This window comes from Streptomyces sp. 2131.1 (assembly GCF_900105515.1).
Classification (GTDB): Bacteria; Actinomycetota; Actinomycetes; order Streptomycetales; family Streptomycetaceae; genus Streptomyces; species Streptomyces drozdowiczii.
On record NZ_FNSY01000001.1, the window covers coordinates 3,869,544 to 3,895,259 of the forward strand.

General features: G+C 67.4%; 18 protein-coding genes and 2 pseudogenes. 7 read left to right on the forward strand and 13 right to left on the reverse strand.

Annotated elements, in window-relative coordinates; all coding sequences use genetic code 11:
- Nucleotides 1-107: 107 nt before the first annotated feature.
- From BLW14_RS35755 to BLW14_RS17310, 3 genes and pseudogenes are all read left to right on the forward strand, one after another.
- Nucleotides 108-296, forward strand: a pseudogene (locus tag BLW14_RS35755) (mobilization protein); the annotation flags it as partial.
- 74 nt (nucleotides 297-370) lie between these two features.
- A complete protein-coding gene (locus tag BLW14_RS17305; RefSeq protein WP_093708155.1) occupies nucleotides 371-808 on the forward strand; it encodes a hypothetical protein in 438 nt (145 codons plus the stop codon).
- A 67-nt stretch (nucleotides 809-875) separates the two neighbouring features.
- A complete protein-coding gene (locus BLW14_RS17310) occupies nucleotides 876-1,736 on the forward strand; it encodes a hypothetical protein (RefSeq protein WP_093708156.1) in 861 nt (286 codons plus the stop codon).
- Here BLW14_RS17310 and BLW14_RS17315 read toward each other — a convergent pair.
- The 5 genes from BLW14_RS17315 to BLW14_RS17330 form a co-directional block, all read right to left on the reverse strand.
- Nucleotides 1,724-2,581: an aldo/keto reductase gene (locus tag BLW14_RS17315; protein WP_093708157.1), complete on the reverse strand. Its 858-nt coding sequence runs from the start codon at nucleotides 2,579-2,581 to the stop codon at nucleotides 1,724-1,726. The genes BLW14_RS17310 and BLW14_RS17315 overlap by 13 nt on opposite strands.
- Nucleotides 2,515-3,726 carry a JmjC domain-containing protein gene (locus BLW14_RS17320; protein WP_093708158.1) on the reverse strand — a complete coding sequence of 404 codons (1,212 nt, stop codon included), beginning with the start codon at nucleotides 3,724-3,726 and terminating at the stop codon, nucleotides 2,515-2,517. Before BLW14_RS17320 ends, BLW14_RS17315 begins: the two co-directional genes overlap by 67 nt.
- A 96-nt stretch (nucleotides 3,727-3,822) precedes the next feature.
- Complete coding sequence (locus tag BLW14_RS34530; protein WP_177153847.1) at nucleotides 3,823-3,993, reverse strand: hypothetical protein; 171 nt, start codon at nucleotides 3,991-3,993, stop codon at nucleotides 3,823-3,825.
- 93 nt (nucleotides 3,994-4,086) lie between these two features.
- Nucleotides 4,087-4,383: a hypothetical protein gene (locus BLW14_RS17325; protein WP_256332817.1), complete on the reverse strand. Its 297-nt coding sequence runs from the start codon at nucleotides 4,381-4,383 to the stop codon at nucleotides 4,087-4,089.
- A 44-nt stretch (nucleotides 4,384-4,427) separates the two neighbouring features.
- Nucleotides 4,428-4,919, reverse strand: coding sequence for an ATP-binding protein (locus tag BLW14_RS17330; RefSeq protein WP_256332818.1), 492 nt, complete (start codon nucleotides 4,917-4,919; stop codon nucleotides 4,428-4,430).
- Nucleotides 4,920-5,152: 233 nt separating this feature from the next.
- Between BLW14_RS17330 and BLW14_RS17335 the strand changes: the two genes are divergently transcribed.
- The 3 genes from BLW14_RS17335 to BLW14_RS17345 all read left to right on the forward strand — a co-directional run bounded on the left by BLW14_RS17335 (nucleotide 5,153) and on the right by BLW14_RS17345 (nucleotide 10,259).
- A complete protein-coding gene (locus BLW14_RS17335; protein ID WP_093708161.1) occupies nucleotides 5,153-6,514 on the forward strand; it encodes an NsdA family TPR-like regulatory protein in 1,362 nt (453 codons plus the stop codon).
- Between the two features lie 76 nt (nucleotides 6,515-6,590).
- Nucleotides 6,591-7,763 carry a serine hydrolase domain-containing protein gene (locus tag BLW14_RS17340; protein WP_093710766.1) on the forward strand — a complete coding sequence of 391 codons (1,173 nt, stop codon included), beginning with the start codon at nucleotides 6,591-6,593 and terminating at the stop codon, nucleotides 7,761-7,763.
- Nucleotides 7,764-8,309: 546 nt separating this feature from the next.
- Complete coding sequence (locus tag BLW14_RS17345; RefSeq protein ID WP_093708162.1) at nucleotides 8,310-10,259, forward strand: DNA cytosine methyltransferase; 1,950 nt, start codon at nucleotides 8,310-8,312, stop codon at nucleotides 10,257-10,259.
- Between the two features lie 94 nt (nucleotides 10,260-10,353).
- Here the strand turns inward: BLW14_RS17345 and BLW14_RS35185 are convergent.
- Nucleotides 10,354-10,725, reverse strand: a pseudogene (locus BLW14_RS35185) (very short patch repair endonuclease); the annotation flags it as partial.
- A gap of 48 nt (nucleotides 10,726-10,773) precedes the next feature.
- Here BLW14_RS35185 and BLW14_RS17355 point away from each other — a divergent pair.
- The gene (locus BLW14_RS17355) at nucleotides 10,774-10,968 is read left to right on the forward strand and encodes a hypothetical protein (protein ID WP_256332819.1); all 195 of its coding nucleotides are present in this window, start codon (nucleotides 10,774-10,776) and stop codon (nucleotides 10,966-10,968) included.
- Nucleotides 10,969-11,031: 63 nt separating this feature from the next.
- Here the strand turns inward: BLW14_RS17355 and BLW14_RS17360 are convergent, their stop codons facing one another.
- The 7 genes from BLW14_RS17360 to BLW14_RS17390 all read right to left on the reverse strand — a co-directional run bounded on the left by BLW14_RS17360 (nucleotide 11,032) and on the right by BLW14_RS17390 (nucleotide 25,661).
- A complete protein-coding gene (locus BLW14_RS17360) occupies nucleotides 11,032-13,041 on the reverse strand; it encodes an AIPR family protein (protein ID WP_093708163.1) in 2,010 nt (669 codons plus the stop codon).
- On the reverse strand, nucleotides 13,034-14,044 hold the full coding sequence (locus BLW14_RS17365; RefSeq protein WP_093708164.1) for a PD-(D/E)XK motif protein: 1,011 nt from the start codon (nucleotides 14,042-14,044) through the stop codon (nucleotides 13,034-13,036). The genes BLW14_RS17360 and BLW14_RS17365 overlap by 8 nt, the downstream gene beginning before the upstream one ends.
- Entirely contained in the window at nucleotides 14,041-16,818 is a 2,778-nt protein-coding gene (locus tag BLW14_RS17370) for a Z1 domain-containing protein (protein WP_093708165.1), read from the reverse strand. Before BLW14_RS17370 ends, BLW14_RS17365 begins: the two co-directional genes overlap by 4 nt.
- 62 nt (nucleotides 16,819-16,880) lie before the next feature.
- Nucleotides 16,881-18,356, reverse strand: a complete 1,476-nt coding sequence (locus tag BLW14_RS17375) for an ATP-binding protein (protein WP_093708166.1) — start codon at nucleotides 18,354-18,356, stop codon at nucleotides 16,881-16,883.
- A 301-nt stretch (nucleotides 18,357-18,657) separates the two neighbouring features.
- The gene (locus BLW14_RS17380) at nucleotides 18,658-20,202 is read right to left on the reverse strand and encodes a hypothetical protein (protein WP_093708167.1); all 1,545 of its coding nucleotides are present in this window, start codon (nucleotides 20,200-20,202) and stop codon (nucleotides 18,658-18,660) included.
- A 108-nt stretch (nucleotides 20,203-20,310) separates the two neighbouring features.
- Nucleotides 20,311-22,209, reverse strand: a complete 1,899-nt coding sequence (locus tag BLW14_RS17385) for a hypothetical protein (RefSeq protein ID WP_093708168.1) — start codon at nucleotides 22,207-22,209, stop codon at nucleotides 20,311-20,313.
- Nucleotides 22,209-25,661: a helicase-related protein gene (locus BLW14_RS17390; RefSeq protein WP_177154010.1), complete on the reverse strand. Its 3,453-nt coding sequence runs from the start codon at nucleotides 25,659-25,661 to the stop codon at nucleotides 22,209-22,211. The genes BLW14_RS17385 and BLW14_RS17390 overlap by 1 nt, the downstream gene beginning before the upstream one ends.
- Nucleotides 25,662-25,716: the final 55 nt, after the last annotated feature.

Consider the following 25,716-nt stretch of genomic DNA (forward strand, 5'->3'; position numbering starts at 1 on the left):
CCTTGCGTCGACGACACGACAGCACCGGGTGTCCATGACGGGCCCCCGACACTGCCCACTTCAACGACGAAGACGTCGAAGACGGCACGCAGCGAGCTGTTCATAAACGCCAGCCGGCGCGGGTTCTCATCGCCCGTATGCAGCACACGGGCCGAAACGCTGCCCCGAACCGTGTCGCCGAAGCCGCCCGCCGACGCACCACCGTGGCCTGGAGCCGGGCGGGGGCGACACAGCCGCCGATACAGCCGAGCACCCGTGCTGTGGCTCCGGACCGAGGCAAGTCCCCTCATCGGTAGCGGGGTGGCGGGGATGCAGGCTGCCTGTCATTGAGTATCGAAGTGCGTCAAGTAGCCGAGAGGGAGAGGACCCCGTGGATTTCGACGAGTACAGCACCGCGTACCTGCTCTACGCGCCGGCGAAGAACCCGCAAGGGTGGAATCTGGATCTGGCCGCCTTCGGTCAGGCGCTCGACGACGCTTTCCCCGAGGTCCGCTACCGGCAGGAGGACGGGCACTCGGCTCGCCTGTCCTTCTGGGTGATGACGGCGGAGGGAGAGGAGTTCGACGGATTCGCCGACAACGAGTCTCGCGACACGATCGCCCTGAGCTCGACCACGGTCGACGAAGCTGCCTCATTCATCCTGTGGCTTCGCGACGCGTACCTCCCGGCCCCCGACCTCATCCGCTTCACCTCCGAGCTCGCCTATGAGCGGGACATCGACACCGACTGGCGCATCCCGGCCGGCGGAGACCACGAGCGGGTCGCGGACGAGCTCAAGCAGCACCTACAGGTTGTCGTCGGCGGCTGACAACGGGGGCAGCGCGGCCCGCTCAGGACGCCGATGTGCCGGGCGACTCGCTGCTACGGTCGCTCGCATGACTTTCTCGGTCCCCGCTGGTCGTGCTGTTGATCTACGCGTCGAGTCGGTCGACAAGGTGCTTGCGTGCGTTGAGCGGTCGCTGCAGACGGGGCTGGTCCCAGACACCGTGGTGCGTAAGCGCCGATCCGTGGGGGCTCGGACGGAGCGAGACACCTGGGTCCGGATCGAGCGACGTCGGCTCGACAAGATCGGCGACCAGGGATGGAACGGCACCGAGTGCGCCGCCCGCCTGCAGGGAATCGCCCAGCCTGAGTGGCGGAGGTGTGTGGTCTGGCGCGACCTTGACGACTCCGTGATGTGGCGGGCGGACGAGACGAGCCTGCTGCCCGGAAGGCCGATCGGGACCGCCGTACTGGCGGAGGACCCCGCGCTGCCCGACGACTGGTGGCAGGCGTTCAACGCATCGCTGGACTCGCTCGCGGCCCAGACGACGAACCGCGTCGCCACGCCGGACACCGACCCCATCACGCAGAACCTTGTCACCGAGTCCATTCACAGTGCGGTGCCCGGAGCCTTCGACACGACCATTGAGCAGTGGGTGCCGGCGCACGCGGACCTGAACTGGGCCAACATGACCGGGCCGGTGTTCTGCCTCTTCGACTGGGAGGACTGGGGAAACGCTCCTCGAGGGCTGGACTCCGCGTCGCTGTGGGCGAGTTCGCTCGTCGTCCCGGCCCTGGCCGATCGCATGCGGCGGGAGCGGCACGCGGACTTCGCGAGCCGGGACGGCAAGCTGATGACGCTGTTCGCGTGTTCGAAGATCCTCGGACCGGATGCGCACCCACAGGATCCGCGACGGGAGCCGGCCCTCCGGATGGCCGAGGAGATCGTTCAGGAGCTTCTTCAGGCTGGCTGAGTGATGGTGTGGTCGCGAAGAAGGCGCCGGTACTCACCGATCACCCGCTCGTCGGGCTCCGCGACCAGAGCGCCCAGCAGCTCCCCCAAGTGCGCTGGTTCGTCTGTACCGACGGCCATACTGCTGACCTCGGGCAGCCGGTAGGCGACACGGAACGCGGCCTGTGTGCGGGAGAGTCCGATGCCGTTCCGGATGAAGACCCGAGGGTCGATCCGGCCCCAGACCGGAGCCTTGACGCTGCCGCCGAAGGGGCTCATTCCCCACACCGATGCCGGATCCAGGCCCCAGGCCGTCGTCAGGGCTTCAGCGGCGTCCAGAGTCCTGGAGCCGACCAGCAGGCCGGCGCGGACCATGAGTACGGACGGCTTCGGCATGGTCGGCTCGATCAGGGGTGGCAGTGACGTCGGATCCCAGGTCGCGATGCCCCAGGCCACGCACAGTCCCTTTTCCGCAGCACGGGAGAGGGTTGCGCACGCCTCGGCTAGACGATCCCGTGATCGCGTGCCTTCCGCCGACAGGGAGTGCTCGGGATTGTGCAGGAACACCAGGTCCGGTTCCCTCCCGAGATCCCGTACCGCGTGTTCCACGGCGGCGTGCAGCCGTACGGGGTCAAGCGAGTGCTCGACCCCGCCGACGCCTGGAAAGTAGCCCACCTTCGTGGAGAGCGTGAACTTCGGCAGCAGATCACCGGCGGTGCGTGCCAGGACCTCGTGGGAGCGGAAGCCGAGGTAGTTGGCGCTGGTGTCGATCGCGGTGACGCCGAGGTCCAACGCCCCGGTCAAAAGACGGCGTTCGTGACGAGACCTGTGTAGCCCGAGGACAACTCGGGGGTCAGAGTCGCGCACATCTCCTCCTTCACCAGGATCTCGGCCACCTCCACCACTTCGGTTCCGACGAGCGCCGCCGCCCGTTCCAGGGGGACGGGACGGCCGCTCAGCAGCAGACGCAGCGCCGGAACGGCCTTGGCCGCGAGGGTGAGCTTCTTACCCGAGGCCACGATGTCGACCGTCTCGCCGTTCTCCTGGAGCCGAGGCGGAAAGTGCGTGGTGCACACCACGGCGTCGAGCGAGCCCAGGATGTCGAGGAACGGCACGTGGCGCGGCAGCGCCGCCGCCTGCTCGTATGCCGCCAGGAAGTCGGCCGGAGAGCGGTCGCCGATCAGGCGGGTGGCGGCTTCGGCCAGGGCCTCGCCACGGGTTCCGCCCGGGCGGTCAATGCCGTGGCGATCCAGGTCGTGGCGGAAGATCTCCTCCTCGCGGCACCAGTCGGCCAGCCACGCCAGCCAGCTCGCGCCGGTGCGCTTGGTGATGCCGAACGTGACGTGGAGGCTCTTGCCCGAGCCGCTGCCTGTCCGGGTCGCCTGGTGCCAGTGGCCGCGGGGGATGTGCATGACGTCGCCGGTCCTCATCACGCCGGACCAGACGATCTCGTCGGTCGGGGTGGTGTTGGGGTCGGCATCCCGGTACATAGGTGCCGTTCGGGAGGTGCCGCGCACTTCCCACTCCTTCTCGCCGGCGAGCTGGACGATCACCACGTCGTGGTCGTCCCAGTGCAGCGGGAAGCCCGAGGCGTCGTTCGTGGTCAGGTACGCGTTGACCTGAACCCGCTCGTGCGACCACCACTGGAGTGCGCGGCAGGCGACCTCCATCGTCGGGTCGAAGGTGTTGAGCTGGTCGAGGATGAGCGTCGCGCCCTCGTCGAGCAGCCGGCCGAGACTGCGCATATTGACCATGGGGATGCTCTGTCCCCGCGGGCTGACGCTGTCGGTGTAGTAGATCGCCGGGTGGACTTCCTCGCCCTGCTGGAAGCGCCGGAACTGCGGACGGTTCAGGCTCCGGCGCATCACGATGTCGAGCAGGCGGTTCGGGGTCAGGATGCGGGAGACGAGCGCGGGATCGCCCAGGTTGCCGCGAGCGAAGCCCTTGCCCAGCTCCTCCACCCCGGTCCAACCCAGTGCGCGCTCGATGGCGCCGACCAACTGGTGTTCCATCACAGCCTCCTTGAGTAGTACGGCTTCAGTCATGCGACGACGCGTACGCGGCGGGGGCCGACACAGCGGACCGGGTCGGCCCCCGCCGCGCTGGCGCTACTCGATGTCGGTCAGGTTGCCGTCCCCGCCCGGCCAGGGCGCGTCGCCGGAGTTGCCCTGGTTGTCGGACCGGAGGCTGTCGTACCGGTCATGGACGGCGGTCAGTTCCTCCACCGCCACCAGGAGGCCACTCGGGGCCGGCGGCGTTGTTGTCGTGCTCTGTACCACCTCGTGCTCCTTCCTTTTCGGGTTCTCCCGGCCGGGGTTCCGGCGGGAAGTCTGTGATCGGGGAGGTTTCGATGGTTCGGTCACGCCACGCCCTCAGCGCCGTGGGGGACCGGGCATGGAGGGCATGACGGGCAGAGCGGCTATGTCGCGGCGGATGTTGGACTCCAGGACCCGCTGGTCCAGCTCGTACAGGCACGCCCGGCAGGAGTAGAGGTCCGCGTGCATGCCGCTGGAGCACACGGGCCCGAGCCATGTCACCTCGACGTCCAGCTGCCCGCACCAGAGCCAGCACCGGCCGCTCGGCTCCCATGCGTGGCGGTCCCAGAGCGCATGAGCTGTGGGCTCACCCGTGGAAGGGTCGATGTCTCTACGAGTCGGCCTGAACACCACACCGGAATCCGGCAGACGAACCCGCCCTCCCGCGTGGCGGCCCATCAGGCCGTCGCCGAGCTGGGCGCCTCGGTCCCGGATCGGGCACGAGGCCCCGGCCTGGCCAGGAAGAACCGGCGCAGAACAGCGGCGCGGACGGCAGGAGCTGCCTTGGGGAGAGCCACCTCCGCCCAGACTCGCTTGCCGTGCTCTACGGGCTCCCAGCCTGAGCGGACCGCTAAGAAGCCGACCAACCCGAGTCCGCGCCCGCCTTCAGCACCCAAGGCCGGATGATCGACCTCCGGCATCGCCTCGCTGCTGTCGAACACGCCGATGACCAGGCTGCCCGGCTGATGGCACAACTCCACGGTGACGGGGCCCACCCCATGGAGCACGGCGTTGGTGACCAGCTCGGAGACCACAAGGCGGATCGCGTCCGTCGTCTCGCCATCCAGGCGGACGCCCCACGCCCGAACCTTGTCCACGACCATGCGCCGGGCAGGAGAGACCTCCTCCTTGATACCCGAGAGAACGAATCGAGTGACGAGGGTGGGCATGGTGAACGCCTCCGAAGGACTGGAGAGCGGCTCCATGCCCGATAGGGGGCGCAGACATGGAGCCGCCGATCTGGGAAACCGCCCGAGCAGCGGCGCCTTGCGCACTGCCCCCGACGGCTGACACCAAGTCAACGTCCTGACCTGCAAGCCCGGAACGTTTCCAGGGGGTTTCTCTTGGGGACGCCCTTCCCTGCGCGTACAGGACCAGTAGCCTCGGAGCAACGCCGCGAGCGATGAACGGGAGTGATGACGTGCCCGGTGAGCCGTTAGCCGTCCACCCGCTGACCTTCGTCCGCCAGTCCCGCGGCTGGGGCAAGGCGGAGTTCGCCCGCCTCATGCAAGCCCACGGAAAGTCGCTCGGAATCCCGCTCGCGACCAACCGCACCACCGTATGGAAATGGGAGCAGGGCCAAGAGCCCGACGCAGACGCGCAGCGCGTCCTCGCAGACCTGCTGCGGGTCCCGAGCGAGCAGCTACAGGCCGAGCAGTGGCCGCGCTGGCTGCCCGTATGGGAGGTGACCGGGCTCACCGCTCCATGGAACGAGGCCGGCACCGTCGAAGCGCTCGACGACCTGGTGGGTAGTGGCCGCCTGGACCGCCGGGGGTTCCTCACCATCACCGGTGCCGCCCTCACAGGGCTGGCGGCGAGCTGGGCCGAGGCGCCGTCCGCCTTCGCCTCGGCGCTCAACGGCGATCGCGTCACCGACACGATGGTCTCGACGATCGAGCAGCGCATCACCACCCTCCGCACGCTCGACGACCAGCTCGGCGGTGCCCGTCTCCTGGAACAGTCACGCGGTGACTTCGCCCTGATCACCGGCCTCCTGAGCGCGAGCCGGTACACGGACGAGATCTGCCTTCGCCTCTACGGGCTGGCGGCACAGGTGTCGCATCTGACCGGCTGGATGGCCTACGACGCCGGGCTCCGGTCCGCGGGACAGCAGTACTACGTAGGCGCCTTGCGCAGCGCCCGTACCGCCGGCGACGACGCCTTCGGCGCCTTCGTCCTGGCGGAGATGGGCGTCCACGTTTCCGAAGCCGGCCGGACCGCTGAACGTGTCGACCTCATCTCCACCGCCATCGAGAACGCCCCTCGCACCCTGTCGCCCTACACCCAGTCCTTCCTCCACCTGCACAAGGCCGAAGCGCTCTCCCGCGACGGCGACCACCAGCGGGCTGGCACGGCACTGAATCGCGCCGTCTCCAACTGGGACCGCCACACGGAGGGCGAAGATCCCGACTGGCTCGACTGGTTCGGTGAGGCCCAACTCAAATCCACCGAGGGCAAGGTGCTGCTGCGAGCTGGCCAAGTGGAGCAAGCCACAAGCCTGTTGGAGGTCTCGGTTCAGAAAGCGACGCCCCGAGACAAGGCCGTACGGTCCAGCCGCCTCGCCGAAGCCCGACTGGCCGGCCACGACCTGGACGGGGCACTCGACGCCGCGAACTACGGCGCCTCGCTCCTCGAAGACAAGGTCAGCTCCGTACGGGCACTGGATCGCCTGAAGGAGTTCGCCGAGCGGCTCGAACCGCACAAGGCCATCCCAGCAGTCCGCGAGTTCCGCGATCGCCTCCAGGCCCTGCCCGCCGCGTCCTGAACCGGACGCCCGCGCTCGGGTGCAGGAGGCAACCCGGCTTCTGGAAACGGGCAAGCGGAGTGCCACGATGGGCGGCATGACGACGATCGGCGGTGACGTCGCGGCCGGGTTCGAGCCCGTACGCGAGGCGTTCGCGGAAAACTTCGCCCGGCACGGAGACATCGGCGCGGCGGTCTGCGTGTACCAGGACGGCCGACCGGTGGTGGACCTGTGGGGAGGTATCGCCGACCGCGAAACCAGACGTCCGTGGGAGCGGGACACCCTCCAGCTCGTCTACTCGGCCACCAAGGGGGCAACCGCGACCGCCGCGCACATGCTGGCCCAGCGCGGCCTGCTGGACCTGGACGCGCCGGTGGCCGAGTACTGGCCGGAGTTCGCTGCGAACGGCAAGGCGGACATCCCGGTGCGCTGGCTGCTGTCCCACCAGGCCGGCCTCGTCACGCTGGACCGTCCGGTCCCACTGGCCGAGGCTCTGTCCTGGCACCCGATGACGGCCGCACTGGCCACGCAGCGCCCCGTGTGGACCCCTGGCACCGCGCACGGCTACCACGGCCGAACCTGGGGCTGGCTGGTCGGCGAGGTGATCCGCCGCGTGTCCGGCCGCACTCCCGGCCGCTTCTTCGCCGACGAGATCGCGGCTCCCCTCGGCCAGGACTTCTTCATCGGCCTGCCGGCGAACGAACGCCACCGCGTGAGCCGCATGGCGTACAGAAAGCCGAACGTCGACCTCACCACCTTGCCCGCTGACTCGGTCCCCGAAGAACTACGCGAGCAGGTGGCTGCCTGGCGCGACCCGAATTCCTTCAGCAACAGGGCGTACGCGGTCACGGACCCGGCCGCGATCGACTTCGACTCACCCGAGGTGCAGGCCGCGGAACTGCCAGCCTCGAATGGCATCGGTACGGCGCGCGCCCTGGCTCGGATGTACGCGGCGTTGATCGGCGAGGTGGACGGCGTGCGCCTGCTCAGCCCGGAGACCGTCGCGGCGGCGGCCAAGGAGCAGGCGGCCGGGATGGACCAGGTGCTGGTGGCGCCGAGCCGGTTCGCCTCTGGGTACCAGCTGCCTACCCAGGACAACCCCATGAGTGGGCCAAGCGCCTTCGGTCACAACGGCCGGGGAGGCTCCTTGGCCTTCGCTGACCCGGATCACGGAATTGCCTTCGGCTACGTGATGAACCACATCGTCAGTGGGCGCGATGACCTGCGTGCCGGAGCTCTGATCGACGCAGTAATCAGGACATTGGGGTGATGAGAGCCCAGCTATGTCGGCGCGGGGTAGCCACTGACCTCGTTGGCGTCGGTCGCTCAATTCGGTGGCGTGAACCGATGAGCGACTGAATTTCGTGACAAGACCTGGCGTTCTCGAAGTCCACCCGCGCCCCCGCTTGTCGCGCTGCCAGGGGCGCCATGCCACCGGTTCATGGTGAACTGGCTGGATTTTGACAGCTGGTTCACGCGTGACTCATGTGGCTGAAGGAGCCTGTTGGGCGCTAGTGTTTGGCGATCCCGCGGTAACTCGAACGTGCCTTCTGTGTCCTGGCTTCGTTAGTCGGACGAGTGACCAATCACTCCCGCCAACTGCGCTGAATCAGACGCTGGGCTCGACTATGATCGATCATCTCGGCACGTGGAACACCGGTTCGAGCCCGCAGGTGGCGGGGGTGCGAAAGTCGAGCTGGGGAGCTGTCGGCACCTCCGCTGATCCCGGTGCCCGGAGTGCCAGAATCCTTGCTTCCACCAGTAGGTCTGTGATCTCCTGGTGCTCGTTCATGTCGTGCGTATGGAGGGTTGTGCTGTGAAGGGGAGCGGCTACGGCGTACCTCTTGAACGCAGTGACTACCTCAAGCTGGCCCCACACCCCGACAGCTGCACCCCAGAGACGTTCCAGGAGTGGCTGGAAGGCTTCGGCAAGGGCAAGCGGCTCGCCGTCGATCTCTTCTCCGGTGCCGGGGGGCTCAGCGCCGGAGTGGAGCGGGCGGGCTGGACCACTGCGGCAGCGGTGGACTTTGACGAGCGTGCGCTGGAGACGCACCGGGCGAACTTCCCGGGTCTCAGTCTGCACATGGATCTCGGTGACCCCGCCGAGCGCGACCGGCTCGTGGAGATCCTCGCTTCGGCGAACATCGACCTCGTTGCCGGTGGCCCTCCGTGCCAGCCCTTCAGTCGGGCCGGGCGCAACAAGATCCGCGACCTGGTCAAGAACCACGGGCGTGATCCGGAGGACCGGCGGAAGGAGCTCTGGAGCGCCTACCTGGACATCGTCACGCGGGTCCGGCCCCGAGTGGTCCTCATGGAGAACGTGCCCGACATGGGCCTGCACGACGACTTTTTCGTGATCCGGACGATCGAGGAGAAGCTGGAGGAGCTCGGGTACGCGACGCAGGTACGCCTCGTCGACGCGTGGAACTACGGCGTTCCGCAGCACCGGAAGCGACTGATCCTTCTGGCCCGGAGGGACGTGGCCGAGTTCAACTGGCGGGATCCCGACGTCCAGCCCACCACCCTGCATGACGCCATCGGTGATCTTCCCGAACTGGAGGTCGTGCCCACCGCGCGGGTCGGCGAGCGGGAGATGTCCTATCGCAAGCCGCGCAACCTGTCGCCGTTCGCGGAGATGATGCGCGCGGGCGCTCCCCGGGGGCGCGTGTGGGACCACATGACCCGCAGGGTCCGGAAGGACGACCACCGGATCTTCGAGCTCATGGGATCCAGGACCAAATACTCGGACCTGGGCGAGCTGCTGAAGACCGATGAAGAGAAGACGTATCAGCGCTACGCCACCGACAAGTACACGGACAAGTACAAGAAGCTGGACTGGCAGCAGCTGAGCCGCACGATCACCGCTCACATCGCCAAGGACGGCTACTGGTACATCCACCCGGAGCAGCTGCGCACGCTCACCGTGCGTGAGGCAGCACGCGTCCAGACGTTCCCTGACAGGTTCCGGTTCTCAGGCACTCGCAGCGATGCGTTCCGGCAGATCGGCAACGCCGTCCCTCCCTTGCTGGGCGAGGCGGCCGCCGAGGCTCTCAGGCCGGCCGACGACGCTTCCGGCGATCGGGAGGGCCTTCAGCCCCACTGGCGTGAGGTCCGGGGCGCACTCACGGAGTGGGCGAAGCAGCGCCGGGACGGCGCCGACTGGTATCAGCTCCCCGACGAACCAGACGTGGAGCAGATCTCGCTCCATGCCGCGGTGGTCGCCATACTGTCCGGGGCGAAGATCAGACCAGCCGAGATGGCCGAACTGATGGGCATCGTCCGGCGGGCGAAGAGGCTGACCGCGAAGCTGCTCGACAGGCTGCTGGAGATGGCACCCACGGCACCGGCGCGGTCCCGCCTCGACCGTCTGACCCCACTCGTGGACAAGCCCTATGCCTGGCGCTGGGAAAAGCGGCTCGACATCCCAGGGAAGCTGGGCATGAAGCCAGGCGAGAAGGCCCTCTACCTTCTGCTGATCGGTGAGGACCTCATGCTCGTTGGGCAGGGGACACTGCGGGTTGCGGCCCGGATGAACGGCCTCGACACGAACCATCCGAACCGGCTCAGCGAGGGACGCGTCAACCTGGTGAAGCTCGTGGGCGCGGGTAAGGACGCCCCACTGCGGATGGGGGCGATCCGGCTCATCGGTTCCGATCTGTGCCGGGAGGACGGACCCGTCTGCTCCGACTGCCCGTTCCTCGCGTACTGCCCCGACCGGAAGGCCCGTCCGGACGACCTTCTGACGCTGGCCGCCTCACAGAAGTAGTCGAGGTCTGACGCGGAGCTGCTGTGCCCCTGCCGGTGGCCTCCGCCACCCGTCTCGCAGCGGCCTCCGCGTCCCGACGGATCTCGCACTCCCAGACCCTGACCACGGTCCAGCCGGCGGCTGTGGCCTGCTCCGTGTTCCGCCGGTCCCGGTCCTTGTTGGCGTTGATCTTGTCCCGCCAAAGAGAGGCGTTCGGGCCGCGGAACCCCTCGGGACCGTGCTCCGGGCAGTCGTGCCAGAAGCAGCCGTCGACGAACACGGCGACGTGGTGGCGGGGCAGCACGAAGTCGGCCGTGCATCTGGGGGCCACCCGTTGCTGGAGACGGAACCTGAGGCCCGTCCGGTGGACGGCCTTCCGCAGAAGGATCTCCGGCCTCGTGTTCCGCGCCCGGCGCCCGTGTAGGTGCTCGCCCGCGGCGGTGGAGACCCACCGCCGTCCCGCCCCGCGGCCCACGTCCATGATCATTACCTTTGTAAGCCCGTCGACAGGCCCCGCTTCGGAGGGTGCCACACTTTGCCCATTCCCCGGGAACCAGTCGAAATCAGCGTCGACGACCACGGCCGTGTCGAGTTGCCGCTCGGGTTGCTGGCGGAAGCCGGCATCCCACCGGGCGCCGAGCTCGTCGCCTTCAGTAACGGTGACGGCCGCATCGTGCTGAGGCGAGCGGAGGACTCGATCAAGGACCTGATCGAGAAGGGGCATCCCTGACCCTCTGCTGCGGTGGACCCGCGACCGGCGCATGAGCCTCGTCGCGGGTGTTCCCTCCCCTTCCTACAGAGCTGGGGTGAACCCCAGCCCCAGGGCCTCCTTGCGCGTGTGGAGCGCCTGAACGGCCTGTGCCTCGGGAACGTCCTCGCCGAGCTCGAGGCGTTTGCCCACGAAGTGAGCCAGCTGCCGCTGCCACGGTTCGAGGACCCTAGTCTCCTTGGCCCAGTCCTCGATCGCGTACCACTCGTCGGCAGGAACCAGCGCGGCCTCGTCGCTCGCACCCGTCTCGTCGCCGGTGCCGCCCGCGAGAGCGTCCTCGTCCAGCGGCTTGTCACGCAGCTCGTGCGAGAGTGCGGGAGGGAGGGTCCAGGGCACCTGCGACACGGCGTCCCAGCAGGCGACCTTCTTGGCCCACTCACCGACGTGGTTCCCCGCCAGCGGCGTGGTCACTGCCCTCATGACCCTGGGGCAGAGGTCGTGGACCGCGGCCGTCAGGACCGGCGAGAGGGCCTGCTCCCGCCAGATCTGGTCGAGGTCGATCCGACGGTCGGTCGCCAGGGACAGCCGGGCCACGGTGTATGTGGTGATCATGCTCTTGTGGCTGCCGGCACCGTGGATCGCGGCGATGCGGTCCACGGCCTTGAAAAGGACAGCCATAGCGATCACCCGCTGGCTGTACCGGAGGTCCACACGCGGCGGAGCCTCGTCGACATGCAGCATGAACTCCACGAAGTTCTTCTGGGCACCCCGGCTGACCATGTGCGGCAGTCGGTGCCACGAGTGGACGTACTTGGCCAGATCTGCCTTCGTGAACTTCTGCTTCGAGGGATTGAGCCTCTTGAACTGCTTCTGCCGAGCGGGGGTCCGGGCCTTCGCCAGGGCATCCGTGTACTGGCCACGGGCCCTCTCGTAGAACCAGTGGGTCTCCTGACCACTGCCGTCGGTGGCGGGCGCCCACAGGGAACGGGTGATCCGTTGCATCTCCACGTGGTATTCGTGGTTCGAGCTGAAGTCGACCTGGGTCACCCGGTTCTGGGTGTTGGAGTACTCCGAGATCTTCGGCACGATCTCCGCGAGTCGGTCCGGGGCGACCTCGGTCAGCTTCATCTGAACCCGTACCTCGGACAGGTCGGCCTTGTCCCGCGTGAGGGCATGGTGGAGCGAGGCGGTGGTCTGTCCCCCGTTCACGATCTGGAGGCCGTGCACCCCGGAGATGTGGGTGGGTATGCCATCGGGCCCCCGCACGAGGTCGACCTGCGACGCGGTCGCCGTGATCCCGTTGTTGTAGGCGAGGAACCGGCCCGGCGCGTGGAGCAAGGTCTCTCTGATGCCCTTGTTGACCGCGCCCCGGGTCTGGAGGAAGGAACGGACGTTCAGCTCCAGGAGGCGGGTGTCGTACTCCGCGTACAGCTCGGCGAGCATCTGCCCGGGAACGACTGCCAGGACCACCGAGTGGTCCTCCTCGGAGCTGGGAGCCGCCACGCAAGGAAGCGGTGGGCAGAACGGCACAACGATCGGCTCGCTGAGGGCTCCCGACGTCGCGTGACGGTGCAGCCGTGCCAGGTCCCACACCTCGTGGGTCACCGGCAGGCCGTCGAGTTCCGTGGCGGGGGCCTCGGTGTGGGTGGCCACCCTGTTGCTCAGCAGGAAGAGCCTGACCCGCTGGACCTCGGTGAGTGCCTTGGCGACGGCCGAGCACATGTCGTACACGTCGGAGAACGGCTCGAAGTCCTTCTGGAGCCCGTCCCGGCACCGCACGGCAAACGTCAGAAGACGCCTGAAGTACGTCTCGACCGGTCCCTTGGTGAGCCTGGTGTCCAGGGGAGCGAGGTGGAAGTCCGTCACGAACAGGTCCAGGCACTCACCAGACTCCCCGATGCCATAACCGTGCACGAGGAGGCCGTGTGCCTTGTGGTAGGCGGTGAAGGCGTTGGAAACGACGCCGGCCTCCTCCAAGTCCTCGAAGACACGCCGAGTGAACGTCTCGGGAGTGGTTGCGGCCTCGGCGTCGGCCGTCGCCTGGACGTCGGCCAGCAGGCTCCTGGAGAACTCCGCGAGATCGAGCTCAGCCATCCGATCCCCCGATCAGTTCCTTCACCTCGTCGGTCTCTGCCTTGTAGATGGACAGAGCCGACACGTCCAAGCGGTAGGAGCAGTCGCCGACGCCCTCAGGGAGGTCGGACTCGACCAGCCTCGGGAAGTCGTCCCGCACGTGCCAGAACCTCAGGTCGCGAAGCGTGTAGCGGGGCTCGTCGTACAGGTCCCGCTGTACGGGCAGGTACCCGGCCTGGATGAGCAGGCCGTCGAAGCGGGTCCGGGCGGCGGGGTCGGTGAGCTGCCTGCGTATGCCGTCCACCCGTCTGTTCAGGCTCTCCCCCGTTCCTCCCCGACGCTCGTCGAGCTGGACGAGACCAAGCAGGAGCGCTGCCGTGCCCGCCCCGTCGAGCTGACGCTCGCTGGCGATCCGGATGCTCCGAGGGCGCTTGGCGGTGCTTGCCTTCGTCTCCACGGCCACGTCGGGCATCTCGAAGTCCTGGTTCGTCCCCGTGGGGCCGGTCCATGCTGCTACGGCCTCGGCCGGGGACAGCTGGGTGAGCAGCACGTCCCCCAGCACCAGCAGCTCCCCGTAGAGCCCCCGACGCGCCTCGACGGTCAGCCCGTCCCTGCCCACGGCGCTCAGGAGCTCCTGCCACCTGCCGAACCGCTGCACCGCGGCGGAGAGGGCGCCGGTGGCGTCGGGGGCGTCCCTTGCGACGTCGGCGACGTCGGCGACGAGCGGGTTGAACACCTCGTTGAGATCGTTGGCGGTCAGGACCAACTGGAGTTCGTACTCGACCCGCGACACCGCGCTCAGATTCATCTCGATCCCGGCGGCATTGGGCAGGCGGCTGACCGACCGCACGATCGGGTCGGCCGAGCGGGCGTCCGTACGCAGGACCAGCATGCGCTGGCGGCCAGGGTGGGAGACAGCAAGGTGGATGTCGAGAGGTGAGTCCGTGTACAGACTGATGCTGGACCGCCCCGGAGTGTCCTGCGGGCTCTCCAGCGTCTGCCAGTCGTCTTCGGTGACAGTCACTCGTCGTCCTCCTCTGCGAGGGTGTAGACGTCCTCCTGGAACCAGACCGAGTTGGCGACGTACTCGGTCTTGGACTGGTACTCGGAGTGCGGGAAACTCAGCTGGAAACCGACGAGGGGCGCTTTCGTACCGGCGCTGTCGGCGTCCGGGACCGCGATGGGGTAGATCAGCAGCAGGCCCTGGTCGGTGCGGCGCTGCCGACGGATGTACGGGCCGGCCGGGGTCTTCGACTTCGACTTCTTCTCCTGCTCGTTCGCCGTGATCCCCGCAGCCTTCTCCGCTGCCTTCTTCTGTCCGTCGTCGAGGCCGATCAACTCGTCCGGCGGGCTGAGCACGCGGCGGATCGTGTACCTGCCCTCGGCCCGGAAACCCTCAGGATTGAGGGCCTTGCGCGTAACGAGGCCGACGGTGTGGCCCGCAACATCCATCGGCTCCTTCGACTTCGTGCTGCCGACCAGGACCACGGTCCAGTTGTCGAGCTCGCCGACCTTCGTGCACTGCTCGATGTACTTGGCAATGAGCCGGGGACGCACGCGCTGCGCCATACGGTCGGCCTCGTACGACGTCAGGAACTCGGCAACGACGTCGGCTGGCACACCGTCCCACTTGACGTTGCCGTTCGTGGAGGGTTGCTCGGCGTCACCACTCGCGTCCAAGCGCCGGACGAGGGCTTCCAGCTCCCCGAAGTTGTGGTCGACGGCCCTGTCGGCGAGTTTGAAGATCACGGTCTCCGGTCCCTCACCGGAGTAGCTGAGCATGATCTTCGTACCCTGACGCATCTTGTTCGGCGCGGTCACGGTGAGCCCCAGGGAGGAGGAGCGGACCTTCAGGCCGAACTCCGTCGGGGTGAGGCCACGGGTGGCCATCTCCTCGACCTCCCTGCGCAGCTCGTCCGTCGCGGAGGTGACCTCCACGTAGGCGTCCTCGAGCGCTGGGGTGGTGTACAGGCGGCACAGATCCTCGTGACGGGGACGGTAGCCGAACCAACGGCCCATCTGCAGCAGTGTGTCGTACGTCTTCGAGGCCCGCAGGTAGTAGCTGACGGTCAGTCCCTCGAGCGTGAGACCACGAGAGAGCTTCTGCCCACCGACGGCAATCACGGAGAGCCCGTTCCTCCGGTTCTCGTAGTAGTCGAGGGCGTCCTTTGAAGCTCCGTTGACGGTCTTGACCTGGATCTTTCTGAGGGCAGGTAGAAGCTGTTCCGAGACCTGCTCCCAGGTGACACGCTCGGCCTGGTCCGCGGGGAAGCAGTCGGTGGTGGGTTCGAAGTCCCTTTCCCAGAGGGCTCGGAGCTCGGCACGCAGCTCGGGAGCCTTCCCGTACCGGTCCCGGATCGTGTCCACGATAAGTCGCAGGTGGTCGTCGACCTGGTCTCGGACTCGGGCCTGTACCGAGGTGAAGCGGGTGACGTGCACCAGCATCGAGTTGTGCACCTTCGTCTGCCCTCGGGCCCTCCGGGCGGCGCAGGAGAGCACGAACGAGAGGATCGCCTCGCGCAAGGACCCCGGGAGGATCTCCCCCGGATCATCACCGGCCTTGTGCTTGGGCGGCAGCCAGGCGTCCGCATCGTTCACGTGCCGGACGAGGGGGAGGGGTTCGACGTCGGACTCGTCCTCGTCGTCCACCTGGAGCCCGAAGACCCTCTCGGGACCGAGGTAGTTCGTCGGCGAAGGAAGGCTGCGGATAAAGCTGGCGGGGAAGAGGTCCTCTCCCGCCTCGGAGTGCTCCGCATCCGGGTCGATGTAGATGTTGGCGAAGGGGGTCGCCGTGTAACCGACGTAGGCGGACTTGTCGAAACTCCTCATGAGCTTGCGGATGGCCGCGTTCGTCTTGGTCGGATCCGCCTCAGGATCTCGCACCGTGTTGATGGAGGCGTTGTCGGCCTCGTCGTCGATGACGAACATGGGGAAGTCCTTGACGGTCTCCTCGCCGTTCTCGTCCTTGGTCCCATGGACGTCCAGCACCCACTTGCGGACGTACTCGAGGATCTTGTAGTGCTTCTTGACCACCAGGACGACGGGGAAGCTGCCCAGGGGGAAGTTGATCGTCTTGGCAGTGGCAAGCCCGAAGTCGCCCTTCTCCCCGCTGTTGGTCGGCGACGCGATCTTGAACTCCTTGACCAGCGACGGCATCTTGCCCACACCCATCGCACGGGACCGGCCATCCTGGTCCGACCGGCTCTGGTGCTGGGTGTCAAAACCCAGAAGGCCCTCGTCGATCCGGAGCTGAGTCTGGCTACGGAGGTCGTTGTGGATGCCTGCGAGAACCACGACGAAGCGATATCCGGCGTCCACGGCCTTCGCGGCGAGACCGATGTACTGGCCGGTCTTGCCTGACTGCACCTGCCCGATCACGAGCCCCCGGCGCCGCCACGGACCGGGACGTTGGGGATCCTCCAGCTGGCTCAGCACGTCGTCCGAGCTCTGGTCCAGACGACGCACCACCCAGGGCGGGAGACTCACCACGTCCTCGAGGTACCTGCGGTACCGCTCCCAGAAGTCCCAGTCCCGGTTGATCTTCGCCTCGGACAGCCACGGCTCGTGCCCTTTGGCGTCCGTGAGTGCGACGGAACGCTCCTGGAAGACCGCGACCAGAGTCCGGATCTCCTTGAACAGCAACTCCCGGTCGACCTCCTCCCCCTGCGCAGCCAGCAGGCCGAAGATGGCGTTGACCGCGTTCTGCACCTCTTCCGTCCCCGGCTGCCGGTCCTGTGGCAGGAAGCCGAGGACCAGGCGCTTGGCCTTGGCCATCGAGTCGTCGGACACGTCACTCACGGGGACCTCCAGCAGGACACGACGGTACGTACGGAGAGTAGGGGCGACCGCTGACAGTTGGGTCACCTGCTCCAGAAACCCTGGAGCTGATCGAAGGGCGACATCGTTCGGAGCCTCTCCCGCGCGGCGGCCGGCGAACGCCCGCCCCGGACCAGTGACTCGTAGATGCGCTGGGCGACCTCGATCGCCTCGGCGTCCGCGACGCCAGGACCGCCGAAAGGCTCGGGATCGTCGCTGCTGTCCGCCTCGTGCATCACGCGGAGAGCCGCGACCGGAATCGTCTCCTCCAAGAGCCGGATCAGGGCACGCACGTCCGCGGCGCTGGCACCTCCCGGACGCAGGGCCGCCTCCACCAACGGATGGCTGCGGTTGATCTTGCAGACGACCCTGTCATCGGGGCGACGTACGAGCCATGCGTACGAAAGGGGATCGCCATGCGTCCGCGCGGCCACCTGGCCACGGTGTCTCAGGGCGTCGGCGGCTGTGGACCGCGCCTTGCGTGCGATGCGGTCGAGGTGTGGCCTGAGGCCGACAGGCGGGACGACGCTCGACTTCCTCACGTCCACGCCCCACTCTGCGTCCGTTTCGGCGGGGATGTCGACGGCTATGCGCGCCAGGTTGTACTTCTCCTCCCTGCGCATGCCCCGTTGTCCCAGCCAGTCTCCCGCGAGGATCAGCCGGTTCCTGCGGTAGACGTAGAACCCCTGCTGGTCGAGCCAGCCTCCGGGGCCGGCGGCCCGGTCGTGTTCCTCCGGTGTGAGCCTCTGCACGCTGGGCAGGACGAAAGCCTCGACCCTCACGAGGCTGCCGTTCAGGGGAAGTTCCTCCTCTGGCAGACGCTGCACGGAGGGGTGACTGCTCATGAACGGGTCCCAGGGCTCCACGAGGGCGCCGCGAACCTGCAGCTTCCGACGGCGGGTCCCGGTGAGGAAGCGGGCGAAGACCATACCGAGATGCGACTCCGTGCGCGTCGCCTCGGCGTAGAACTGCTTCTGGGTGCGCTCGTCATCCGTGCTGACGCCGTCGGTGCGGTATCCGTTGAGCCGTCTCCACAGCACGACGGTGCCGTGGTCGGACGAGCTTCGAAGTCTGTCGAGCACGGCCGTGGTGTCGTCGTCGGCCCCGTGAAGAAGGCGCCACTGGCCGGACTCCTCGACGACGTCGAGGTCCCATGTCCGGGTGTGCCATTCCCCATCTCTGGCCGTGGTCACGGTCAGAGACCTGGCCTGGGAAAAGGAGGCCGACTTGAGGCCGACCCCGAAACGTCCCAGGTCGCTGGACGTGCGTGCGGTCGCGGGTCCGCGGGCAGCCACGGTCATGGCCGTGACGAGCTCCTCGGCGGTCATGCCCCAGCCGTCGTCGACCACGGCGATCCACGAGTCTGCTCCCGCCCAGGTGAACTCCACGTCGATGTTCTTCGCCTCGACGGAGATGCTGTTATCCACCAAGTCCGCGACGGCCGCGGGGAGTGAGTACCCTAGGGAGCTGAGCGAGGCCACCATGCCCGCTGGCTCGGGTGCGGCGATGTCGTACTTCATATGTGCCCGGCTCTGCTTCCCCGTGACGTTGCTCTCCGGAGGGTGACCGTCCCGGAGACTCGGTGAAACCGGACGGATGCGACCCCCGACCAAGAGGGACCACTGCGTTCGTTCGCTCAGGGCGACACACCCCACCACCAATCGATGCTACGGGAGCAGCACCGCATGCCAACCGGAGTTTGCCCGACCCGTGGTTTTTCGCGAGATGGGATGGGGCCGAGACTTCCTGTCCGTCCCGGCAACGGTTTCGGGCCTGCTCACGCAGTGACCTCGTCGAACAGGCCGTCCATCTCGTCGACCTTCACAGGAATCGGGGGCGCCAATGGCCAGGGACCAGCCCCAGCACATCGAGATGGACCTGACGACTTCCCACGGGGAAGGATCTCTTGGCGACCTTGAAATGTACCCCCTCGGTCGGTAGGTCGGGCCTCACAAGCGCGTCTGACAAGGTCGCCAGGTCGGGTGGCGTTCCCAGCGCCTGTACGTAGCGAAGGGACGTGACATGCATGGCCTGCGCTGGGAGCGGACGCAGGCAGAGCTGCTGTGGAGTGCCGACGCACCAGATCCAGTCGATCGACTCGAAAGGTGGCCAGCCGCTCGGCAGCAGGGCCGTCGCCGTTCCCGCGCGGAGTTCTTCTCTCAGCCGGTCCAACTGGCGAGCGGCGGAGGTGGCCCAGTTCTCCACCTTCATCGACTCGGGTAGTGACAGCGCCTCGATCGGCCACTTGATCTCGAAGCACTGGCCCACACGCCCGGCCGGGTCCACGGCTACCACGTCCAGGTCGCCAGCAGATCGGCCGTCGGCTCTCGTCACGGGCACTTGCTCGGCGACGAGAGCACCTGGGGTCGTGCGTAGCCATTCGGTCCATGCGGTTGCACGGTTACCTAGTTCACGTCCGATACTTCCGAACCCCCGGGAGTCGTTGGCAGCGGAACGAAGCATGATCGGGTCCACGGCCCGGGGAGTGATCAGGGGCGGGCAGATGATCACGGCGCCACCGTACGGCACGAGAGGGGATGTCCTGCACGAACGTCCGGAGCGGTAGGTGAGCCTCTCCACTGCCAGGGCCTGATGAGCCTCGGACACGGTTGGGCACAGGTCCGCGAGGACGGCCATCAGCCGTGGAATCGGCATGTGAGCGAGCGTCGACTCCAGTCTTGAGAGCCGGTGCGCTGTCTCCTCGCACAGCGAGGCGATCCCCATGATCACCGCCAAGACGCGGGTCATGTCTCCGGCGGTCATCCCCTCGCCGAGGGGGAAGGTGTCGGGAATTTGGCCCTCGGGCACCGCCTTCCGGTAAGCCTCGATGGTCACGGTGGCGCGGTTGACAGCAGCCTCCAACACGTCCCCTGGTGGCCCCTTCCGAGAGCCGGCGCTCCTCGTGGAGATCCACCGGCGTTCCGTCTCGGACAGTTTCGGCAACTGCGTCGGAACCGAGGCTGCTTCGAGGAACGCGTCGGCGACCTCGACGGCGGGGTTCCAGCTGTGACGCACACGGAAGCCCCCTCCAGTCAGGCGGACCTGGTAGGCGCCAGTTCGGACACCGGTCTCCAAGCGGTCCCAGTGCTGGGCTGCGGCAGCCAGCGCCGTGATCTCGCCAGCAGCGGACTCAGAGCATGGACCCGTGCCGAGCGGAAAGTCCTGGTGCCATGCGACGAGTTGGGCGAGAACGCTTTCCCATGGAAGATCGGACTCGACTCCTGAGGCGATCTCCATGGCTCGCAACTTGGTCGCCGTGCGGAGCAGGTCGTAGATCCTTTCCGGCCCGGACTGCCAAGCCGGGTGCGCACCTACACGGGCACGCGCGTCGGAGACGACGTCCAAGAGATCCAGCTCGGGCTTCACGGAGACTCCGAATCATCCATGACCGACGGTCGGTTGGAATTCACGCACGTTCGGAAAGTGGTTAGGGGAGGGTTCTGGTTCAGTTCCCGCCCCCCCACCACCGGTGATTCACAGGGTCGGATCCCAGTATCCGACCCTGGAACCGTCGGGAGATCCGAACAGATGCCAACGGGAGAGGTTCCGGTTCCAGGACTGGCAGGCGGTCTCGGGGAGTTGGAGGCAGCCGTGATCCGCGCCCTCGTTGGTGATCATGCAGTTCGGGTCGTACAGACACGCGTCGTTGTCGACTGCACGGCTGACGACCGCGTCCAGATTCTGTTCGAGTACCGTCCGCATGGCACCGAGGCTGAAGTCGCTCCCACCGTTGGGGTAGATGGCGAATGCCAGGTCGTACGGGAAGAGGTACTCGGACAGGCTCGTCTCGCTGTAGCCGCTGTCGACCGCCAGAGCCCGGAGCAGCTGGTGGGACAGGGAGTGAAGCAGGCCGAACAGCTCGTGAACAGGGAGATCAGGGTGCCCGGGCTCCGGCCGGGTCTCGTGAGAGAGGGCCTGACCATTACTGGGACCCAGCTGGTGCACCAACCACTTCGTGACGCCCCCTGAGTCGTCCAGCGTGCTGCGGCTCACGAGCTCGTTGCGGACCAGCCACCTGCTCACCCGCTCCCGGTCCACGGGGAACAGGAGAGCCTCCGCTTCTGTGGGGTGGGCGTAGAGGAGGGTCTTCTCGGGTGCGCCTCGTGCGGCACGTCCCCGATAGGGCACCAGGTCGGCCTCCTCGGGGCTGAACCCCGTCCGGCTGTATCCGATCGCGAGGTAGGTGATCGGGAGATCACTGATCAGGCATGTCTCCTGACCGAGTCCGGCAGCCCTCAGTACACCGGGGTATCGCTCGTACAGGGCGCGGCGCTCGGGGTTGCGGGCTTCCCGCTGCAGGCGGGGGATACCAAGGCGCTCCAGGTTCAGGACCCGACGATAGGTGTGCAGTTCGGCCGCAAGCCCGCGGGCGTCGTCGCTCTCGGTGTCCAGCCCGAGGGCTTTGCTCACGCTGTCCCGCAGGTGGTCCACCTCGACCGGCATGAAGCGTGCCCGGAGTGCGCGCGCCTGATCGTTCAGGCCGGCCTCCTCCATCGCACGGATGCTCTCGACGACCTCGTCGGGGACGTCCACCGTGTGCCCGTCCGTGAGCCGCCGGAACTCGTCCTCGGTGATCTCACCGAGCCACCAGCCGAGCACGGCAGCCGTGTACAGGGGGTTGCTCTGCCGAGTGGCCTCTTCTGCCGTGGTCACGTTCACGAGCGTCAACCCCTGCCCGACATGCGCCGTGCCCGCGGTGTGGAGCAGGGGGTGCATGAACTTGTCCGGGTAGCTGCACGAGGAGTTGCTGCAACTCCACTGCACGGACAGTGGAAAGCCGCAGGTCATGCACTCCCACCGGAAGTCACGGAACCGACTCGCGCGGTCGTCCAACCTGAACCGGGTGTGTCCCCTGGGGCACTTGCTTGGCGGGTACATGGGCGACATCTCGCCACACTTGTGCGCGAAGACGAACTGAAGCTGTCGATTCCCGACTGTGTTGCCACAGGTCGGGCAGGCCGGTGGCCAGTCGTCCGTTCCGGGCCGTGGGTCACTGGCCGTCCAGACATGCCCGCACCCGCCGCTCGAGCAGCGCACCACCCGAGGCCAGATGCGGCAGAAGACCTTACCCGGGACCACGACTTCGTAGTGGCGATCGGCAAGCCGGTCCTCGTCCCCGGGGAACTCCGGCGCCCGGTCAGCTCCGGCGGAGCGCGCACTCCCGGCGGCTCGCCACCTGCGCACGAACCGCATCGCCTCCTGTACCAGGTGCTCGCGGTCGAGCGAGGGACCGTCAAACTCCTCGTCACGCCCGAACTGGACCACCTGGGCCGTGTAGCCGCCGCGGTGGTCGAAGGTCTGGCCGGGGCGGTATCGGTAGAGAACCTGGCCCCTGTCCCGAGCCATGTCGTCGTTCCTGGGGTTGAACGCCATCACGACCTCCTGCTGTCGGATACGACGTGGAACGGGATTCCCTCGGAGACGTCGCGGAGGCTCGTCATGGGCCGGTACTCGAGGCCCAGGTAGTCGCCAGTCGCGCGGTATCCCCGGTTGTTCCCGCCGGTGAGGCCAGCGGAGGCGCCGGCGGAGCGGAGGCTCGCCAGGGCGTGCTCCACCATGTCCTCGAGGTCAGTACGGAGTTCCTGCCCCTCCGGGCGGTCCGACTGGAAGACGGAGTGCAGCACCTCCAGCAGCTCGGTGAGCTGGACCCCTTCCAGGCCCCCGCTCGAGGGGGTACGGAGGGCGGCCTGCATCTTCGAGAGGTCGTGCAGGTGGCCAGGGGCGTTACCCGCCCGCCACCAGTCACGGTTCGCGATCTGGAGAAGTTGCCCCATCAGTATCCCCGGCAGGGTCTTGCGAACCGCGAACCTGCTCCAGCGGTTGATGGCCACCGGCTCGACCATACGGTCGAGGTACTCGTGGAACTTGCCGTGATAGCGGTAGTGCGACCGGTCTCTCTCCCTCACGGGGTTGAAGAGCATGAAGACGAGGCCGTGGTAGGCGCGGCCCACCCTCGACGACGCCTGGATGTACTCCGCCATGGAGCGGGGCATGCCGTTGAACAGCATCAGGTTCAACCGGTCCACGTCGACTCCGTGGCTGACCATGCTGGTGGCGACGACCATGCCCGTGTTGCCGTTGGTGCTTCCCAGGTCGTCGAGGACGCCGCGTACCTGGTCCAGGCGCGTCTCGCCCTTGAGTTCGGCCACCCTGAGATCCGGAAAGCCCTCCCTGCGCAGGGCCTCGTTGACTTGGGTATCCAGCGAGCGACGGATACGGCCGAAGTCGACCAGAGTGGTGGCGTACGTGAGGCTCGTCCGGTAAAGGTCGACGACTGCGCGGAGCTCATCCTCCGGCCAACTCTCGAGGGCGGGGGGCAGACCCTCTCGCCGGTCGAGTTTCCACAGTGCCCGGTGGGCGGACGTCAGGATCCTGACCAGCGTCATCTCTGCCGTGCCGCGTGTCGGCATGACTCCGACGAAGCGACGGAGCGGGAGACTCCGGTCGAGGCGCCAGTAGAAGCTCTCGTTGAGGTTGGGCCCCGGCAGTGGCACCACCACTGACCTGAGACCGAAGAGGTGCTCACTCTGGCGGTCCTCGCCCCGGATGGTGGCGGTGGTGGCGACCACCTTCATCCGGACACCTCGACCGTCGGCACGCTGTCGGGACGACAGAGTGCGCTGCACCTCGGCCAGCAGGCCCTCGTAGTGGCCGGAAAAAGCTCCGAGCTCTTCGTTGACCATGTGAAGCTCGTCGATGATCTCCAGTGACGGGGAGGGGTCGTAAAGAGGCTCGCCCAGGGGCTGGAGCGGGGTCTTCGGATGACCCGGCGCATGCCGTTCGTGGCACTTACCGCCCCGACCGAAGCCGTGAGGAGGGCACCAGCAGTCCACGTCGCCGAGGAGGGCGCCGAACTTGTCCGACAGCCCTACGTTGGCGAGCTTGTCCAGGGTCCCGACCACGACGGTCGGTAGGTACCGGTAGATCTCGGTGTCGACGACGAGGATCGGCAGAACCTTCCCGCACGCCTCGCTGCCGCAGACGTGCTGGAGCCTGAGTCGCTGTGGGTCGGGCGCCGGGATGCGGACTGACCGTTCACCGCAGTAAGGGCAGTCATGGACAAGGCGGTACGCATGCCGTTCCTCCTCGCTTGAGCGAAGGCGGTCGATCATGCGGTCCGTGATCAGCGAGTTGGGGGTGTTACCACCACCGGCGTAGAAGCCGATGAAGAAGGGCCAGCCGGGATCGCCACCAACCTCCCTGAGCAGGCCGGTGTTTTTGCCACGGACCGTCTCGGCGGCGGCGATCACATCGAGCTGGCGCTGTGTCTGCTGCAAGGTCAGCAGCCGCAGAGGGAACCGGCACCATGCCGAGACTCCGAGCGCCTTTCCCCGCGCACGGTCGTAGAACATGCACACCAGCACCAAGCCGAGATACGCCTCGGTCTTGCCGCCGCCGGTGGGGTACCAGACGACGGTCGCTGCCTCGGTCGGATCCACGTCGTGTTCGTCGCCCCAGAGGCCAGGTGCGAAGAGGTCCTCGGGATGCTCGCGCCAGGCCAGGGAACTGAGCTGACTGACGATGGCGACCAGCTGGAAGAGCCGCCACCCCCGGCTGGGTCGCTTCCGCCGCTTGTTGAGCTCCACCATGGACTCGTTGGCCAGCTGGAACGCTGTCAGGAGACGCCTGTCTCTCCGAAGCCAAGCGACACCGTCACGGAAGCGGGCGACCTCCGCGGCCGCGGCCCTTCGGTCTGCCTCTTTACGCTGGGCCAGTTCGGGCCTGTCCTGGAGATCCTCGGTGCTCCACACAGGAGCCCCCAGGTACGCCTCCATCTCGTCAGCGAGCTCGTCGAGAACGGGAAGAGGGTCGGTCGAAAGCGTCGCGTAACTCCAGCGCTCATCGGTTCTGGCCACGGCCCGATGGGTGTCGTGCTGAGGGACGGGCACGCTGCGTACGGCCACGAGCCTGCCTTCGTGCCACCGGGGCTCGACACCGCAGTTGTTCGCGTACGCCCCGAGCTCCCCGGAGTAGCGGTAGGCGTCGGCACCGAGGTCCATCACGATGGGCAGGAGATGGTCACCCTGGATCTCCAGCTCTGCGCGGAACAGGGCGTTGTCCCTCGCCTCGTCGCGACGGGTACGGCCGGCGTTGCTGCCCCGTCCCTGGACGGTCACGACGGGGTCGGTGGCGAGGTTCTGCAGAGTGACGGTCACGCGGAGCCGCCCGGACGCGACCAGCCTCGACGTGATGACGACGTGCGCGGCGGGGGATGGCACTACGGGGTCCCCGCCCACCTCCCGGGCGAGCCACTGTTCGAAGGTCCGGTCGTCCGCCATCGCGGCAGGAGGAACGAGCCGCTCTCGGCGGTCGTTCCCGACACGACGGTCGATCCGAGGGTCTTGGAGTGCCACTCTTACGGCGTCCTGGAAGGCGCGCTGGAACTCAGCTTCCAAGGTCTGACGCAGGCCGGCCTCTTGTCCCAGCACGACGTCCACGGGACCGACGGTCACAGTCAGTCGCTTGAACAGAGGGGCCAGTCTGTACGGCTCTTCGCGCTCACCAGCCCACTCCAGCTGCTGCGATCGGGTCGGAAGTGCCGCGTAGTAGAACGATGCCCGCGCCTTGACGCTGATGGAGCTGGCATTGCTGGCCTCGAACTCGAACCCGAGACTGTCCGGTGTCGTGCGGCCGTACCGCGGGGCGGCTCCGCCAGGTTCGATGGTGTGGGGGCCGAGGCTCTCCATGAAGTACCGAGCACTTGGAGGCTCGCCCAGGCAGACGTCCCCCCGGGCCTCGCCGGTCGCATCGCTGACCACCGCGTTGACTAGGTGGTCCACGAGAGCAGTCTGCTGGGCAACGCTTGGCTCGAACGGGTTGGTCACGCCGCCTCCCCGTCGGATCCGGCGAGCTCCGCCGGGGCTGGAAGGGGGCGTGCCC